General features: G+C 61.7%; 13 protein-coding genes. 9 read left to right on the top strand and 4 right to left on the bottom strand.

Translation table 11 applies throughout. From position 1 onward, the window contains the following. Positions 1-2 precede the first annotated feature (2 nt). The 4 genes from C6558_RS06110 to C6558_RS06095 are packed head-to-tail and all read left to right on the top strand — an operon-like array spanning position 3 to position 5,513. Positions 3-1,547 (top strand): sugar ABC transporter ATP-binding protein, encoded by a 1,545-nt coding sequence (locus C6558_RS06110; protein WP_107026978.1) that lies wholly within the window; start codon positions 3-5, stop codon positions 1,545-1,547. Continuing rightward, the gene (locus tag C6558_RS06105) at positions 1,547-2,614 is read left to right on the top strand and encodes an ABC transporter permease (protein WP_025430261.1); all 1,068 of its coding nucleotides are present in this window, start codon (positions 1,547-1,549) and stop codon (positions 2,612-2,614) included. The genes C6558_RS06110 and C6558_RS06105 overlap by 1 nt, the downstream gene beginning before the upstream one ends. A 2-nt stretch (positions 2,615-2,616) precedes the next feature. Beyond that, positions 2,617-3,651 carry a Gfo/Idh/MocA family protein gene (locus C6558_RS06100; protein ID WP_057216963.1) on the top strand — a complete coding sequence of 345 codons (1,035 nt, stop codon included), beginning with the start codon at positions 2,617-2,619 and terminating at the stop codon, positions 3,649-3,651. After that, on the top strand, positions 3,648-5,513 hold the full coding sequence (locus tag C6558_RS06095) for a hypothetical protein (protein ID WP_107026977.1): 1,866 nt from the start codon (positions 3,648-3,650) through the stop codon (positions 5,511-5,513). Before C6558_RS06100 ends, C6558_RS06095 begins: the two co-directional genes overlap by 4 nt. Before the next feature lie 24 nt (positions 5,514-5,537). Here C6558_RS06095 and C6558_RS06090 read toward each other — a convergent pair whose 3' ends face one another. Next, positions 5,538-6,254, bottom strand: coding sequence for a transcriptional regulator NanR (locus C6558_RS06090; protein ID WP_025430258.1), 717 nt, complete (start codon positions 6,252-6,254; stop codon positions 5,538-5,540). Positions 6,255-6,406: 152 nt separating this feature from the next. Between C6558_RS06090 and oiaX the strand changes: the two genes are divergently transcribed. Both oiaX and C6558_RS06080 read left to right on the top strand, forming a co-directional pair. After that, on the top strand, positions 6,407-7,663 hold the full coding sequence (gene oiaX, locus C6558_RS06085) for a 3-oxo-isoapionate-4-phosphate decarboxylase OiaX (RefSeq protein ID WP_107026976.1): 1,257 nt from the start codon (positions 6,407-6,409) through the stop codon (positions 7,661-7,663). A gap of 3 nt (positions 7,664-7,666) precedes the next feature. Beyond that, a complete protein-coding gene (locus tag C6558_RS06080; protein WP_057207185.1) occupies positions 7,667-8,968 on the top strand; it encodes a four-carbon acid sugar kinase family protein in 1,302 nt (433 codons plus the stop codon). Positions 8,969-9,269: 301 nt separating this feature from the next. Here the strand turns inward: C6558_RS06080 and C6558_RS06075 are convergent, their stop codons facing one another. The 3 genes from C6558_RS06075 to C6558_RS06065 form a co-directional block, all read right to left on the bottom strand. After that, positions 9,270-10,715 (bottom strand): sulfatase, encoded by a 1,446-nt coding sequence (locus tag C6558_RS06075; protein WP_107026975.1) that lies wholly within the window; start codon positions 10,713-10,715, stop codon positions 9,270-9,272. Positions 10,716-10,855: 140 nt separating this feature from the next. Beyond that, entirely contained in the window at positions 10,856-11,914 is a 1,059-nt protein-coding gene (locus tag C6558_RS06070) for a LacI family DNA-binding transcriptional regulator (RefSeq protein WP_025430254.1), read from the bottom strand. 64 nt (positions 11,915-11,978) lie between these two features. After that, a complete protein-coding gene (locus tag C6558_RS06065; RefSeq protein ID WP_158268919.1) occupies positions 11,979-13,169 on the bottom strand; it encodes a glycoside hydrolase family 88 protein in 1,191 nt (396 codons plus the stop codon). Between the two features lie 237 nt (positions 13,170-13,406). On the opposite strand from C6558_RS06065, the gene C6558_RS06060 reads away from it, so the two are divergent. Genes C6558_RS06060 through C6558_RS06050 form a run of 3 tightly spaced genes read left to right on the top strand, consistent with a single transcriptional unit; the run spans position 13,407 to position 16,265 of the window. Beyond that, positions 13,407-14,249, top strand: coding sequence for a carbohydrate ABC transporter permease (locus C6558_RS06060; RefSeq protein ID WP_225906239.1), 843 nt, complete (start codon positions 13,407-13,409; stop codon positions 14,247-14,249). A gap of 37 nt (positions 14,250-14,286) precedes the next feature. Then, on the top strand, positions 14,287-15,135 hold the full coding sequence (locus C6558_RS06055) for a carbohydrate ABC transporter permease (protein WP_057207328.1): 849 nt from the start codon (positions 14,287-14,289) through the stop codon (positions 15,133-15,135). Positions 15,136-15,182: 47 nt separating this feature from the next. Beyond that, a complete protein-coding gene (locus C6558_RS06050; protein ID WP_107026973.1) occupies positions 15,183-16,265 on the top strand; it encodes an ABC transporter ATP-binding protein in 1,083 nt (360 codons plus the stop codon). Positions 16,266-16,272: the final 7 nt, after the last annotated feature.

Here is a 16,272-nt window from a genome sequence, read left to right as displayed (position 1 = left end):
CGATGGCCAATCTCGACGACGGCGACGTCATTCTCGAACTGAAGGACATCACCAAGGCCTATTCCGGTATCGTGGCGCTGAAGAAGGCGGACCTGAAGCTTCGCCGCGGTGCCGTGAATGTGCTCGTCGGCGAAAATGGTGCCGGCAAGTCGACGATGATGCGCATCATCGCCGGCGTGGAGCGCCCGACGCTCGGCGAGATCTGGATGGATGGCGAACGCATCCACCTGAACAGTCCCGCCGACGCGGTGCGCCACGGCATCGGTATCGTCTTCCAGGAACTGAACCTCTTCGGCAATCTCTCGGTTGCGGAGAACATCTTTGCCACCCGCGAGATCACACGTGGCCTCCGCGGCATCGACCACAAGGCGCAGGTGGAAAAAGCCAACGAATTCCTCAATCGCCTGGAAGCAGGCATCTCCGCCGAAACGCTTGCAGAAGACCTGCCGATCGGCCAGCAACAGCTCGTCGAGATCGCTCGCGCCGTATCGCTCGACACCCGCATCCTTATCATGGACGAGCCCACCTCGGCGCTCAGCGCCGCCGAAGTCGACGTACTCTTCCGCGTGATTGCGGACCTGAAAGCGCGCGGTGTTGCGATCGTCTACATCTCGCACCGGCTGGAAGAGCTGATGCGCATCGGCGACTACATCACGGTGCTGAAGGACGGCGAGATCACTGGCCATGCCATGGTCAAGGACATCGATACGCGCTGGATCGTGCGCTCGATGATCGGATCGGATGCCAAGGATTTTGCCAAGCAGGTCGAGCACGAGCCGGGCGAAGAGGTCTTTCGCACCGAAAACATCTGCCTGCCGCGCGCGCAGGGCGGCTATGCCGTTGACCATGTGTCGATCGGCGTTCGCAAGGGCGAGATCCTGGGGATCTACGGTCTCATGGGCGCTGGGCGCTCCGAGCTTTTCGAATGCATCATGGGCCGCCACGAGCACTATACGGGGAAAATCTTCGTCGAGGGCGAGGAGCTGAAGGGGCGTGACACGACCCGCCGCATCCGCGAGGGCCTGGCGCTGATCCCGGAAGACCGCCAACGCGAGGGCCTCGTGCAGTCCATGTCGATTGCTGACAACCTTTCCATGGCAAGCCTCGGCCAGTTCCTGAAGGGTGGCTTCCACATCGATCTCAAGCTTGAGAAGAAGGCGATCCTGGACGCGATCCGCAATCTTTCGATCAAGGCGAAGAACCCGAACTTCGACGTCACCTCGATGTCGGGCGGCAATCAGCAGAAGGTCGTCATCGGCAAGGCGCTGATGACCGGGCCGAAAGTGCTGCTGATGGACGAGCCGAGCCGCGGCATCGATGTCGGCGCCAAGGCGGACGTTTTCCGCACCATGCGGCGCCTGGCGGGCGAGGGGCTCGCCATCCTGTTCTCCACCTCCGACCTGGAAGAGGTCATGGCCCTTTCCGATCGCATCGCGGTGATGAGCAATGGCCGCCTCGTGACGGTGGTCGACCGCAAGGATGCCACCGAGGAGATGGTCATCTCGGCCTCCGCAGAGGGACATAAAACCAAAAGGATGCATGCGTGATGACGACAGCAACGCAAACTGCCGCCGCTGGCAACAGCCTCTCCACTGGGGCGGCCCTGCTCACGCTCATGAAGCTGAGGACGTTCATCGCGCTCTTCGCGGTGATCATCTTCTTCTCGATCTTCGCGCCGAATTTTCTGTCGACCGCGAACATGATCCTGATGTCAAAACACGCGACGCAGAACGCCTTTCTCGCCATCGGCATGACCTTTGTCATCATCACCGGTGGCATCGACCTGTCCGTCGGCTCGATCGTCGGGCTCTGCGGCATGATTGCGGGCGGGTTGATCATGTACGGCGTGGCGCTGCCGCTCGGCTACACCGTCTATTTCAATATCGTCGAGGTCGCGATCATCGTGATGGCAGTCGGCATCCTCATCGGTGCGGTCAACGGTCTGCTGATTACCCGACTGAACGTTGCGCCCTTCATTGCGACGCTCGGCACACTCTATGTCGCACGCGGCATGGCGCTGCTCTATTCCGATGGCCAGACCCTGCCCAATCTCAACGGGCGGGAAGACCTCGGCAACCAGGGCTTCAGCTATCTCGGATCCGGCTCGATCCTCGGCCTTCCGGTCTCCGTCTGGATCCTCATCGTCGTGGCGTTGGGTGCGGCCTACTTCGCCCGCTTCGTGCCGCTCGGCCGGCACATCTTCGCAGTCGGCGGCAATGAGCGCGCCTCGCGCATGTCGGGAATCCGTGTCAACCGCGTCAAGATGTTCGTCTACATGTTCTCCGGTTTCTGCGCGGCGATCGTCGGCCTCGTCATCTCCTCGGAACTGATGGCCTCGCATCCCGCGACCGGCACCAATCTCGAGCTCAACGCTATTGCAGCGGCAGTTCTCGGTGGTACATCCATGTCCGGTGGGCGCGGCACGATCGGCGGAACGATCATCGGCGCCTTCGTGATCGGCATTCTGTCCGACGGGTTGGTGATGATGGGCGTGAGTTCGTTCTGGCAGATGGTGATCAAGGGCCTCGTGATCATCGTCGCCGTGGTGGTGGACCAGGCACAGCGCCGCCTGCAGCAGCGCGTGGCCCTGATGCAGATGGCAAAGGCAGGCTGAGCATGGCCAAGATCAAGGGCGCGCTGATCGGCTGCGGTTTCTTCGCCGTCAACCAGATGCATGGCTGGCAGGATATTGCCAATGTGGAGATGGTGGCGATCTGCGACCGCGATCCGGAGCGGTTTCGTATCGTCGGCGACCAGTTCGGCGTCGCGCGGCGCTACCAGTCGGCAGAGGCGATGTTTGCCGATGGCGGCTTCGATTTCGTCGATATCGCCACGACGGTCGGCAGCCATCGGGCACTGGTGGAGCTTGCCGCCAGTCACGCGGTGCCAGCGATCTGCCAGAAGCCGTTCGCGCCGACCCTAGAGGATGCCAAGGCCATGGTGGCTGCTGCCGACGGGGCTGGCATTCCGCTGATGATCCATGAGAACTTCCGCTGGCAAACGCCGATCCTCGCAGTGAAGGCGGTTTTGGACCGTGGCACGATCGGCACGCCCTTCTGGGGGCGCGTCTCCTTCCGATCCGGCTTCGATGTCTTTTCAGGCCAACCCTATCTCGCCAAGGGCAAGCGCTTCATCATCGAGGACCTCGGCATCCATTCGCTCGACATCGCCCGTTTCCTCTTCGGTGATGCGCACCGAATGACTGCCCGCACGGCGCGCATCAATCCTGACATTGCCGGTGAGGATGTGGCGACCATGCTGCTCGGCCACGACAACGGCATCACCTCGATCGTCGATGTCAGCTATGCGAGCAAGCTACCGGAAGAACCGTTCCCGCAGACCTTCGTCGAGATCGACGGCAGCACGGGCACGCTCCGTCTCGGCAAGGACTACAAGCTCACCGTCCATGGGCCAGAGGGCACGACGGAAAGCCTCGTCGCGCCGAAGCTGCTCCCCTGGGCCTCGCGGCCATGGCACAACATTCAGGAGAGCGTGGCGCTGATCCAGAAGCACTGGGTCGAGCGGCTGGCCGCGCGGCAGGAACCGGACACCTCCGGCCGCGACAATCTGCAAACCTTCGCCCTTGTCGAAGCCGCCTATCTTAGCGCCAGGCGCGGCGAGACCGTTTCGCTTGTGGATCTGCTGGGATGAACAAAGACGCGCTGCTGCTCTACGGGACCCGGGAGCGTGAGCCCGAAAGCCGCACGCTCATCGCCGGCGATTTGAGCGTGGCGCTTCAGGACGGTAATCTTCGCAGCCTTCGGTTCCGCGGCTATGAGGTGTTGCGCGCGATCGCCTTCCTGGTGCGCGACGGGGATTGGGGCACCTGCAATGCCATGATCAGTGCCCTTGCCGTCGAAGAGAAAGAACAGGGTTTCTCCGTCACTTACAGCGCCCGCTTCACCGCGCCTTCGGGCGCCAATCTCGATTGCGCGGTCGCGATTTATGGATCCGAGCGGACAGTGAGCTTTTCCGCAAACTGCATCAGCGACGCTGACTTCGAGACGGCCCGTGCCGGCTTCGCCGTGCTGCACCCGGTCGTCGGCGTCGCGGGCCAGCCAGTGGAAGTCCGGCATGGCGATGGCAGTATCGAGCAGGCGCATTGGCCGGAGCAGATCGAGCCCTGGCAACCTTTCAAGGATATCGCGGCGATCACGCACCGCGTTGCGCCGGGCATCGAGGCAACAACGCAGTTCGGTGGCGACGTCTTCGAGATGGAGGACCAGCGCAACTGGACCGACGGATCCTATAAGACCTATGTGCGGCCACTGGCGCTACCCTGGCCCTACCGCGTGCCGAAGGGCGAAGCGTTCGGCCAGCGGATTACCGTAGACATCCGGGCGGAAGAGGGCGCGGCATTCGCGGTGGCGTCGGATACGGTCACACTTGCGCTGGCGCCGACGGCACTTCGCTTTCCGGAGCTCGGCGTCGGCTTGCGGCCGGAATGCTTCGCCGACCAACTCGCCTCGCTTGCCGTCCTCAAAACGATCGACGCGCGCCATCTGATCGCCTATTTCGATCCTGACGCCGGACATGGGATCTCGGCGCTGGAAGGATACGCGGATATCGCTGAGCGGTCCGGCCTCAAGGTGACACTGGAACTTGCCCTGCCATGCAAGCGCCCGCTTGAGGAGGAAATGGCCGAACTCGCCACGTTCATCGAAAAGGCTGGTCTGGCGCTCGATACGCTGTTCATTTGCCCGTCAGTGGACCGTCAGTCAACGCCGCCCGGCAGTCAGTGGCCGCAGTGCCCGCCGCTCGCGGATGTCTATTCCGCGGCGCGGGCAGCCTTTCCCGGCGTTCGGCTCGGCGGCGGCATGATGAGCTATTTCACCGAGCTCAATCGCAAGCACGTGCCCGGTGATCGGATAGACTATGTCAGCCATTGCACCAACCCGATCGTGCATGCGGCTGATGACCTTTCCGTCATGCAGACCTTCGAGGCCCTTTGCGATGTCGTGCGTTCCACGCGGGCAATCTATGGCGACAAGCCCTATCGCATCGGCCCTTCCACCATCGCCATGCGCCAGAATCCCTATGGCAATGCCACGAAGGACAATCCGGCCGGCGGCCGTATCCCGATGGCCAGTGTCGACCCTCGGCACAATGGACGTTTCGGCGCCGCCTGGGCGCTGGCCTATGCCGCAACCGTGGCCTCTGCAGAACTGGAAGTCCTGACGCTTTCGACGCTTGCAGGCCCTTTCGGGCTTGTCGCCGGTGAGGGGGAGACGACCGCGAAAGGCGAGTTGCGGCCGCTTGCACATGTGCTGGCGCGTCTCGGGGCGCTCGCAGGCGAAGAGGTTGTCGCGGTCGAGACCTCACGGCCGGATGCGGTGCTGGGGCTGGCGTCCCGGGAGCGGTTGCTTCTGGCAAACATAACGCCTGCGCCGCAGACAGTGATGCTCACTGCTACGCCGCGAAAGGTCGTGGAAATTGCGAGCGGTGAGAAAGTCCTGGCGTCAGGACAGCACGTCACTCTACCAGCCTATGGCTGCGTCGAGATCTTCATCTGAGCGTTATACCAGCCTACGTTGATACTACTTCTGGCTCTTGAGGGCATAGAGTGCGCGGGAGCGCTCCAGGTGTTTTACCATCGCCTGTTCGGCAAAATCGGCGTCACCCTTTTCGATCGCGCGGATGATTTCCGCGTGTTCTGCAAGTGTGAAGTCCTCGCGGCCCGTCCATATGAGCATTTCCGTATGGTAGGACTTCAGCCATCCCAGCATCGCGCCGCTGACGGCCGCAAAGATCGGGTTGCCCGAAATCCGGGCGATCGCGTGGTGGAATTCCATGTCGGCATCGATGAAGGCATCCGCATCGCCGAGACTCTGTTTCTGCTTTTCGAGCAGCGCGCGCAGTTCGGCGATCTGTGCCGGGCTTACCTTGGCTGCCGCCTCGCGGACCATGCCGCGCTCGAAGAAGATGCGGGCGCTCTTGAGGTGTTCCAGCGAGTCCGAAGAGCCGGAAAGCATCAGCTTTGCCGGCAGATCGACCTGCCGGAAGATGGATTCCGCGGTTATGCGCAAAACTTTGGCGCGCTCGCCTTGGGAAATCTCGACGAGACCCTTGCCGGCAAGCGCCTGCATCGCTTCGCGGATGGCCGGGCGCCCGACGCCGTAGCGTTCCATCAGTTCGCGTTCGGACGGCATGTCGTCGCCGGCCTTCAGCTCGCCGGTCTCGATCATGAGCTTCAGTCGCGAAAACACTTCATCGGAGAGTTTCTTGCGGACGATCGGTTCGGAAACAACGTTCATGAGTCACCTGGATTCGACAGGTTTGAATATGCATCAAGTTCCTGTGCTGCAACAGGTTTCGCCGCAGCCGGCTTGCAATAACATAAATACTCATTATACCAGTTTGTAGCCGTTAACAAGCATTGCCGCACGGAGGTGCGGGAGGAGAGAACGTGATCCGTCTGACCTATCGGATAGAGACGCCCGGATCTGTAGAAGCGATGGCGTCGAAGATCGCCAGCGACCAGTCGACAGGCACCTTCGTGGCGTTGCCGGGGGAGACAGAAGAGCTGAAGGCGCGCGTGGCGGCGCGCGTCGTCGCCGTCCGTCCGCTGCCGCCCACACACCAGGCATCGTTCCCGGACGAAAGAGGCGACGCGACGCAGTTCGACCGCGCCGATGTCGATATCGACTTTCCGATGGACGCTGTGGGCACGGATCTCTCCGCACTGATGACCATCGCCATCGGCGGCGTGTTTTCCATCAAAGGGCTCACCGGCATCCGCATTGTCGATATGAAGCTGCCGAAGGAATTTGCGGCGGCCCATCTCGGGCCGCAGTTCGGCGTGGCGGGAAGCTTCGCATTGACCGGCGTGACGGATCGCCCGATCATCGGCACCATCGTCAAGCCGGCGCTCGGTCTCAGGCCGCATGAAACAGCTGATATGGTCGGCGAGTTGATCGAGGCGGGCGTCGATTTCATCAAGGACGACGAGAAGCTGATGAGCCCGGGCTATTCGTCGTTGAAGGACCGCGTCGCGGCGATCATGCCGAAAATCCTCGCCCACGAGCAGAAGATCGGCAAGAAGGTCATGTACGCCTTCGGTATCAGTCACGCCGACCCCGACGAGATGATGCGCAACCACGATATGGTTCTCGAAGCCGGCGGCAATTGCGCCGTGGTCAACATTAATTCGATCGGTTTTGGTGGTCTCGCCTTCCTGCGCAAGCGCTCTAGCCTGGTGCTGCATGCCCACCGCAATGGTTGGGATATCCTCACGCGCCATGCCGGCCTCGGCTTCGAGTTTTCCGTCTGGCAGCAGTTCTGGCGCCTGCTCGGCATCGACCAATTCCAGATCAACGGCATCCGCGTGAAATACTGGGAGCCGGACGAAAGTTTCGTACAATCCTACAAGGCCGTCAGCACGCCGTTGTTTTCGGAAGACGACAGGGCGCTGCCGGTGGTCTGCTCGGGCCAGTGGGGCGGGCAGGCGCCCGATACGATCGCGGCGACCGGCGGATCGACAGCACTTCTCTACCTCTGCGGCGGCGGCATCGTCAGCCATCCGGGCGGGCCGGGAGCGGGCGTGAAGGCGGTCAAGCAGGCATGGGAGGCGGCGGCCGCGGGCGTGCCGCTGGAAGCCTATGCCAAGGATCATCCGGAACTCGCGCAATCCATCGAGAAATTTGCCGATGGCAAGGCGGCCTGAGCCATGACACGACCGCTGATCAGCTATTATGGCGACGACTTCACCGGCTCGACCGACGTCATGGAGGCGCTCGCCTCGAACGGTGTCGAAACGGTGCTTTTCCTGAAAGTGCCGGACGCGGACCTCTTGTCGCGCTTCGACGGCGCGCGCGCCTTCGGCCTTGCCGGCACGAGCCGCAGCGAAACGCCTGAGTGGATGGACGTGCACCTTCGCGAAGCCTTCGGCTGGCTGAAGACGCTCGACGCCGAACTCTGCCACTATAAGGTCTGCTCGACCTTCGATTCCGCGCCGCATGTCGGCAATATCGGCCGGGCGATCGAGATCGGCCGCACGGTCTTCGGCGAAGCGACCGTGCCACTCATCGTCGGCGCGCCCCAGATCCGCCGATATACGGCCTTCGGAGAGCTCTTCGCCGCCTATCAAGGCCGCAACTACCGCATCGATCGTCATCCGGTCATGTCGCGCCATCCGGTCACGCCGATGGACGAGTCCAATCTGCTGATGCATCTCGCGCGCCAGACAAAGCTCTCTTCGGCACTCATCGATAATGTCGCGCTGCTGGGCCGGTCGGCGCTTGAAGACGCCGACATCCTGCTCATCGACGTGCTCGACGCGTTGACCCAGGCCGCCGCCGGTGCCTTGGTCTGGAACGCGCTGCATCCCAGAAGCGGCTTCATTTGCGGATCCTCCGGTGTCGAATATGCCTTGATCCCCGCATGGCGGAACGAGGTTCTGATCGGCGACAAACCTGTCTTTGCCGAGGCCGGTCCGGTGGATCGCATCGCGGTCGTGTCCGGCAGCGTTTCTCCCACCACGGAGCGGCAAATTCGCCATGCGCTCGCAAACGGTTTTGGCGGCGTCACGCTTGATCCTCTTGCACTTTCCGGCGACGGGGCCGGATCTGCAATTGCCGTGGCGATCGAAGCCGGCCTCAAGGTGCTGGAAGGCGGCGACAGTGTCGTGCTTTACACGGCGCTTGGTCCATCTGCCGATCGGGGCGGCGAACTCGATTCATCGACAGGCGCTCGTCATCGCCTCGGCCGCGCGCTCGGCCAAATTCAGTCGGCGCTTGTCCAGCGCGCCGGGATCTCGCGCGCCGTGGTGGCCGGCGGCGATACGTCAAGCCACGCGCTCGGTCAGATGGGCATTTTGGCACTGACGCTAAAGATGCCCCTGCCGCAGACGCCGGGCTCGCCGCTTTGCATCGCTCATGGCGGTGCGGTGGATGGCTTGCAGATCGCGCTAAAGGGCGGGCAGGTTGGCGGCGACGACTATTTTTCCATGATCAGAGCGGGCAAAGTATAACTCGGGCGGTGAGCGGCACACCAACGTTAGGCTGGAAATAAAGAGATAGAGCGTTTCCGCGCCTCCGTTTAACGCAGACGTGCGACTGGGCCGCCCGGGCGAGCTGCCGGATCATTCTTCGAAATGCTCATATTCGAAGGTCGACCTCCAGCCAGGCGGACAGCGCCGGCATGATCTCCAAGATGAGATCGGGTGCGCTTGATCGGCGAAGATGTCGGTAAACCTCAGAGCGACGACTTGTTCGCTGTGGCGGCCTCGAAGCTGTCCACCAGTAGCCCGTAGGGCGGGTTATGACCGGAACTTAAGGGAAGGCCAAGGCTTTCCTGCGCAGTATGAACTGCTGAAGCGCATCAGGGCCAAGCGCGATATGGTCTCCTGTTAGCCGCATGTGCTCGGTCAGTTTGGAAAACAACTCCGCTGCCAGATCTTCGCGCTCCACGACCAGATTGTTCATTTCCTGCGGGTCGCTTGCCAGCGCGTAAAGCTCAAAGAAGACCTCGTCCTTGAAGATGTCGACGATGAGCTTGTGCGATTGGTGGATGATACACCGCGAGAAGTTGCCCAGGGCGCCATTGCCGTCGAACTGAACAAAGATATCCTTATGCTCGCAAGGCGTCCCGGCGTTGATCGACGGCATCAGGGAGCGGCCGGGAAGGTCTTTGGGTTTCTCGACGTTCACGATGTCGCAAATCGTTGGCAAGACGTCGATGTGACTGACCGCTTGGTCGCAGACCCCGATGCCGGCCATGGGCGCCGGCATCTTGAACAGGAGAGGTGTGCGGATCGCCTCCTCGTACATGCACATCTTCTGCCAGAGGCGATGCGAGCCTAGCATCTCGCCATGATCGCTCGTAAACACGATCAGTGTTTCGTCGTAAATGTCTTCAGCCTTCAGCTTGGAAACGATCGCTCCGATGCAATGGTCGAGAAGAGCCACCAGCCCGGCATAGACGCGCCAAATCTCTTTCCAATCGTCGCGGCTGTAACGGGTGCCGAGGAAGCCGGGTAGATTGTAGAGCTGCAGCGGACTTTGGCCGGAGAACCATTGGCCGACATTGTCAGGCGGCTCGACCTCTCGCGCCAACGAATACCACGGCTCGGGCACATCGAAGGGGGGATGCGGCGCCAGGAACATGGCGCTCAGGAAAAGTGGCCGCGATCTGTCGCGGTTCTCGATGGCGCCGAGCGACGATTGCAGGATATAGCCGTCGAAGAAGCTGTCGAACCCCGGCTCATAGCAGCCGGTCGCCGGCGTCGAATAGTCTCCGACCGAGGTAACGGTGCCTGAAGTCAGTTCCGGAACGATGCCGCGGAAGCGTGGGCCTCCAGGTGGACGGTGCCCCCTCGCATCGAGAAACGCGCCGTAATTCTCTTCAAGTGCATGCCACCTGACCGCCGTGCCTTCGCGCATCTCGAGCGGTGGCTGGTACATCAGATGCTGTTTTCCCGCGTGCCATCCGTCCCAATCGGCAGACAGCAGTCCGTACAGGTTGGCGATATCGTCACCTATGAAGCCATGCTGTTTGTCTACCTCGATCCAGGGGTTGATCAGGCAACCGGTCGAATTGGGATATCGCCCGGTGAAAAACGCGCCGCGCGAAGGCACGCACAGCGGCGAGGCGCAATAGGCGTTCGGAAAGAGGCAGCTGTCAGCCTGAAGCGCCTGCAGATGCGGCATGTAGGATGTGCCGATGAAATCATAGCGAAGCTGATCAGCCATGATGACGACGACGTTGGGTTTCTGCATGAAGGCGTCCTCGCTAAGCCAAGGAGAAAAGACAGCGCAATGCGTTCGCCGTGGCAGCCCGGTCAGTCAGACATCGGCGGTGGCATGCCGTCTGCAAGGGGTGAGCAGGCGTCGGTGAAGGCCTGTAGGTTTCGTCGTCGTCAGCGGGCGGGACGTTCCCTGGGCGGACCGACGGTCGCCCTTTCGATCAGTTTGACGCCCATGTTGACGCGCGTGATGCTTTCTTCGGCGTTGGCTATTCGCTTCATCAGCAGTTGAACGCCGATCCGGCCGAGCTCGATGCGATCGATGCTGATCGTCGTCAGCGGCGGCCGGCTGTGCATGGCAATCGCTACGTCATCGAGCCCGATGATCGAATAGTCGTCGGGCACCGAAAGGCCTTGGCTTTGAAGCGCCTGCATGACGCCGAGCGCGACCACGTCCATGCTGCAGAAAAGCGCCGTCGCCTTGTCCAGCCTGCCGCTCTCAAGCGCCTGGCGCGTGGCCAGTTGCGCCTGGGTTTCCAGGAAACCCATCTTGCCGAGATCAATGAGGTGCTTGTCCGGATCGAAGGCTATTCCAGCCTCTTCCAGCGCGAGACGAAAACCCTCAAGGCGACGCTGCATCGACAATCGCCGTGGCAGCGTCACGTGCACGATGTCTCGGTGCCCGGCCTCGAGTAGACGACGTGTCGCAAGCCAGCCGGCCGACCAGTTGTCGGGCAGAACACTGTCCATGCGCATCGAGCGATCCATGCCGTTGATCAGAACGGTCGGCACGCCACTTGCGGCGAGCCGGTCGATCGCAGCCCGGTCGTCGAGGCCGACAGCGATGACCGTGCTCGGCTCTGCGCCGCGCAGGTATTCGTCGATCTCCGCGGTGTTCTGTTTGGCGTCGAGCGTCAGCAGCTGCACGTCGACTTTCAGCGAATGCGCCGCAGCCTCGTCCAGTGCGCCGCGGATCACATCCTCGTAGAACTGCGACCCGGAGTAATATTCGGCCGGCACGATCAAGGCAGTGCTTCCGATGCCAGCCTTGTGCAGCGATCGGGCGTTGCGCCCGAGGTAGCCGAGTTCTTCGGCAAGAGCCAAAATCTTCTTGCGGCTCTCGCCGCTGACGCCGCCGCGATTGTTCAGCACCTTCGACACGGATGCGACTGAAACGCCGGCTGCATCGGCGATGTCGCGCAGTGTCAGTGTGGCGAGTTGATCATCGGTCATTGGAAACCCACTCCATCAGATTCCTGCGCTTTTTGGGAGTCGCAGCGACTGGCATTTTGTCTGCTTACCAGAAGAATTGTGTATGCCCGAGCGACCGCATCAAGGCCTCCATGAAATAGTAGTCTCCATAGGGAAGCATGGTGTCGGAATAGCCTGATCCGACATGGGCCGCGCCATGGGCGAGAAGGCCGAGTGCCGTTGGATCGTCGGTCAGGTCGCAGGTGTCGAGCAAGCCAGCGATCAGGCGGTCGGCAAACCCGCGCCAGGCTTGAGCCTCGTCGACGTCGCACTGGTCGGCGAGCATGTAGATGCCGGCTGTCATGATGGCGCCGGCCGAACTGTCGCGCGGCGCGTTCTTCGGGTTGGGGACGTCATAGTCCCACACGGGCACGAGGTCGCTGCCCATCAGCTGCTCGGCCTTGGCGGCGAGCCTGCGGGCCGCATCCAGATAGGTCTTATTGCCGGTGACGCGCGCGCATTGTGCAAAACCGTGGATCAGCCAGGCCTGGCCGCGCGACCAGCATGAGCCGTCGGCATGGCCCTGGTGGGTTTCTCCGCGCAGTGCCTCGCCGGTGCTCGGGTCGAACAGGAAGGTGTGGAAGCTGGTATCGTCGTCGCGCACCAGATGTTTCAATGTGGTGTCGGCATGGCCGTCGGCGGCCTCGCGAAAGTCGGCGCGTCCGGTTTCGCCGTAGGCCCAATAGAGGAGGGCGAGGTTCTGCATCGTATCGGCGATGATCCGCCCGTTGGCGAAATCTGCGCGCATGGAGCCATGCGCCGGTTGCGCGTTCCACGCCTGAAGATAGCGCCCCTCCGGTCGGTACCGGCCGAGCAGCAGATTGGCGGCTTCAAGAGCGAGCGCGCGCGGCTCCTTCTCGCCGGTCATCAGCCATTCGGCGACGCAGCTGAGCGAGAACTGGAAGCCAAGATCATGGTCCTGAGCGCGGCGATGCGCCAGAATGCCCCGAAAGATCGAGCGGCGGGCGCGCGCTGCGTTCAGGAATGTCGGATCTCCTGTTAGCTGCGAAGCAAGCCACAATTGGCCGGCATGAAAGCTCACGACCCAGTCGTAGGGGCTGCAATAGGCCCAGCTATTGTCGCTCAAGCCGATCTTCGGGTTGCGAATGCCGATGATCGGCATGGTCGTGCGCAATTTTTCGATGCTGCGTACGAGCGCTGCCTGGTGGCGATCAACATGAGAGGTGGCGGCTGCCGGCACGGAGGCTGCAAAGTAGCTACTGGTTTCGATTTTCATGTGAGTGCTCCTGAGTATGGAAATCTTTTTGCTCATTACGCAATTTTCGTCAATAGCGAAACTTTCGCTTGACGAAGAATGTTTTCGGTTTCATTCTTATGTCTAGTCTGGGCGTCCTTCGTGACGTCCACGGCGCCGATAAGGGAGGGTGAGGGAATGTCCATTACGGACGCATCGAATGCAGGGCCGCCTCTGAGCGTGCGACTGCGCAGCCAGTTGGGCGGCTACGGCTTCCTGATGCCCTGGCTGCTGGGGTTTGTCGTGCTGACCTTGGGACCGGCCGTTTCGTCGTTCTATCTCTCGCTCACCGACTTCGGCCTGATGGGGCCGGCCAACTGGGTCGGTGCCGAGAACTATGTGCGGATTGCCAGCGACGACCCCCGTTTCTGGACGGCGATGCGGGTGACTTTCACATTCGTTCTCCTGTCGGTTCCGCTCAAGCTGATGTTCGCGTTGGCGATCGCCGTGGCGCTGAACAAGGGGCTGCGCGGCCTGACGGTCTTTCGGGCGATCTTCTATCTTCCGTCGCTGGTCGGCGGCAGCGTTGCGATCGCGGTGCTCTGGCGGCAGGTGTTTGCCGGCGACGGGGTGCTGAACCAGGTTCTGGCGGCGCTTTTCGGCTACGAAGGCCCGAGCTGGATCTCGAACCCGTCCACGTCGCTCTACACCCTGGTTCTGCTCGCGGCCTGGCAGTTCGGCTCGTCGATGATCATCTTTCTCGCCGGTCTGCGCCAGATCCCGCAGGATATGTATGAGGCTGCCAGCATCGACGGGGCAAGCCGCTCCCGCCAGTTCTTCAAGATCACGCTGCCGCTTTTGACGCCGGTGATCTTTTTCAATGCGGTGATCCTGACGATCGACGCGTTCAAGGCTTTCACCTCGGCTTTCGTCGTCAGCGACGGCAGCGGTGGTCCGATCGATACGACGCTGTTCTACACGCTCTATCTCTATCAGGAAGCCTTCACCAACTTCCGTTTCGGATACGCGTCAGCCCTTGCCTGGGTGCTGGTGGTCATCATCGCCATTTTCACGACGCTGTCCTTCATGTCGGCCAAATATTGGGTGCACTACGATGACTGATACCGTCTACGCGTCGAACGTCGTCGAGGCAGCTGCCATGCCCGACGGAGCCAAATCCTCGCCGCTGAAGCGGGCGTTGGTCTACGCGCTCCTGACCGCCGTGAGCTTCATCATGCTTTATCCGCTGCTGTGGATGGTCTCGAGCTCCTTCAAGCCCGAAAACGAGATCTTTGCGACAACATCGCTCATACCGCAGGAGTTTACGCTCGATGCCTACCGACGCGGTTGGAATGGCCTGAGCGTCAGCTTCGGCCACCTGTTCCTCAACTCGCTGCTGATCTCGGTCCTGGTCGTCATCGGCAACCTGATATCGTGCTCGATGGCCGCCTACGCCTTCACGCGGCTGCAGTTCAAGGGCCGCGGGTTCTGGTTCGCGCTCATGCTCGGGACCCTGATGATGCCGCAGCATGCGGTGCTGATCCCGCAATATCTGATGTTTCTGAAGTTCGGCTGGGTCAACACGATCATGCCGCTTGTCGTGCCGAAGTTCTTCGCCATCGATGCCTTCTTCATCTTCCTGATGGTTCAGTTCTTCCGTGGCATCCCGCGTGAGCTCGACGAGGCGGCCATCATGGACGGCGCCGGACCGTTGCGCATCTTCCTCAAGGTGATCCTGCCGCTTTCGACGCCTGTGCTCGCGACCGCCGCAGTCTTCTCGTTCATCTGGACCTGGGACGATTTCTTCGCGCCGCTGATCTATTTGAACGACATCGAGAAATACACGGCCCAGCTTGGTCTTCGAACCTTCGTTGATGCCACGGCGCAATCGGATTGGGGCGCTCTACTTGCGATGTCGACTTTGACCGTATTGCCGATCTTCATCCTCTTCCTCCTGTTCCAGCGGCTGCTGATCGAAGGCATCGCGACGACGGGCATGAAGCGGTAGTGCGGCGAACAAAAACCACAGAACAAGCAATAGGAAAGGGGAGCCCCATGACGACGCTCGCTTTGAAGCAAGTCCAGAAGCGCTACGGTGCCGTCGAGGTCATCCGCGGCGTCGACCTCCAGATCGGCAGCGGCGAGTTCGTCGTTTTCGTCGGCCCGTCGGGCTGCGGCAAGTCCACGCTCTTGCGCATGATTGCCGGGCTGGAGCCCATCTCCGGCGGCGAGCTGGCGATTGGCGGCGCCAGGATGAATGAGAAGGCAGCCTCCGAGCGCGGCATCGCCATGGTCTTTCAGTCCTATGCCCTCTATCCGCATATGAGTGTCTACAAGAACATGTCGTTCGGCCTTGAAACCATGCGCATGCCAAAGCCCGAGATCGACCAGCGGGTGCGCAAGGCCGCCGAAATCCTGCAGATCACGCAGCTGCTCGAACGCAAGCCAAAGCAGCTGTCGGGCGGCCAGCGTCAACGCGTGGCCATCGGTCGCGCCATCGTGCGCGATCCGAAAATCTTCCTGTTCGACGAACCCTTGTCCAATCTGGACGCTGAGCTTCGGGTGCAGACCCGTGTCGAGATCGCAAAGCTCCACGCCGATATCGGCGCCACGATGATCTACGTCACCCATGACCAGGTCGAAGCCATGACGCTGGCTGACCGGATCGTCGTGCTGCGCGCTGGCCGGATCGAGCAGCAGGGAACGCCGCTCGAAATCTACAATAGGCCGGTCAACCGCTTTGTCGCCGGCTTCATCGGTTCGCCGAAGATGAATTTCCTGGATGTTTCCGTGGTGGGCCGTCGCGACGACGAGGTTGTCATCGGTCTTGCCGGTGCCGATGTCGCCGTGCCCCTGGTCGAAAGAGCCGCGATCGGGGCGACGCTCAGCCTTGGCGTTCGCCCGGAGCATATCAGGGCCAACGCCGCGGGCGGCATCCATCTGGGGACATTGACGATCACCCATATCGAGCATCTCGGCGGCCAGACCATCGTCTATGGGCGTCTGCCCGACAAGCAGGCGCTCATCGTCGCCATGGAAGGCCAGACACTGCTTGGCACGGGCGAAACGCTGAGCGTCAGCATCGCGCCGGAACATTGCCATCTCTTCGACGCCGAAGGGCGCAGGCTTGCTGACTAGGCTCAGG

It is taken from the genome of Ensifer sp. NM-2, assembly GCF_003024455.1.
In the GTDB taxonomy this organism is placed as follows: domain Bacteria; phylum Pseudomonadota; class Alphaproteobacteria; order Rhizobiales; family Rhizobiaceae; genus Ensifer; species Ensifer canadensis.
This window is presented reverse-complemented; position numbering and strand designations above follow the sequence as displayed.

What these genes read in the sequence shown, in the direction of transcription:
- C6558_RS06050 (WP_107026973.1), top strand. Translation starts at nt 15,183, where the DNA reads ATGACGACGCTCGCTTTGAAGCAAGTCCAGAAGCGCTACGGTGCCGTC.
- C6558_RS06075 (WP_107026975.1), bottom strand. Translation starts at nt 10,715, where the DNA reads ATGCAGAAACCCAACGTCGTCGTCATCATGGCTGATCAGCTTCGCTAT.
- C6558_RS06095 (WP_107026977.1), top strand. Translation starts at nt 3,648, where the DNA reads ATGAACAAAGACGCGCTGCTGCTCTACGGGACCCGGGAGCGTGAGCCC.
- C6558_RS06100 (WP_057216963.1), top strand. Translation starts at nt 2,617, where the DNA reads ATGGCCAAGATCAAGGGCGCGCTGATCGGCTGCGGTTTCTTCGCCGTC.
- C6558_RS06080 (WP_057207185.1), top strand. Translation starts at nt 7,667, where the DNA reads ATGACACGACCGCTGATCAGCTATTATGGCGACGACTTCACCGGCTCG.
- C6558_RS06110 (WP_107026978.1), top strand. Translation starts at nt 3, where the DNA reads ATGGCCAATCTCGACGACGGCGACGTCATTCTCGAACTGAAGGACATC.
- C6558_RS06090 (WP_025430258.1), bottom strand. Translation starts at nt 6,254, where the DNA reads ATGAACGTTGTTTCCGAACCGATCGTCCGCAAGAAACTCTCCGATGAA.
- C6558_RS06105 (WP_025430261.1), top strand. Translation starts at nt 1,547, where the DNA reads ATGACGACAGCAACGCAAACTGCCGCCGCTGGCAACAGCCTCTCCACT.
- C6558_RS06070 (WP_025430254.1), bottom strand. Translation starts at nt 11,914, where the DNA reads ATGACCGATGATCAACTCGCCACACTGACACTGCGCGACATCGCCGAT.
- C6558_RS06055 (WP_057207328.1), top strand. Translation starts at nt 14,287, where the DNA reads ATGCCCGACGGAGCCAAATCCTCGCCGCTGAAGCGGGCGTTGGTCTAC.
- C6558_RS06065 (WP_158268919.1), bottom strand. Translation starts at nt 13,169, where the DNA reads ATGAAAATCGAAACCAGTAGCTACTTTGCAGCCTCCGTGCCGGCAGCC.
- C6558_RS06060 (WP_225906239.1), top strand. Translation starts at nt 13,407, where the DNA reads ATGCCCTGGCTGCTGGGGTTTGTCGTGCTGACCTTGGGACCGGCCGTT.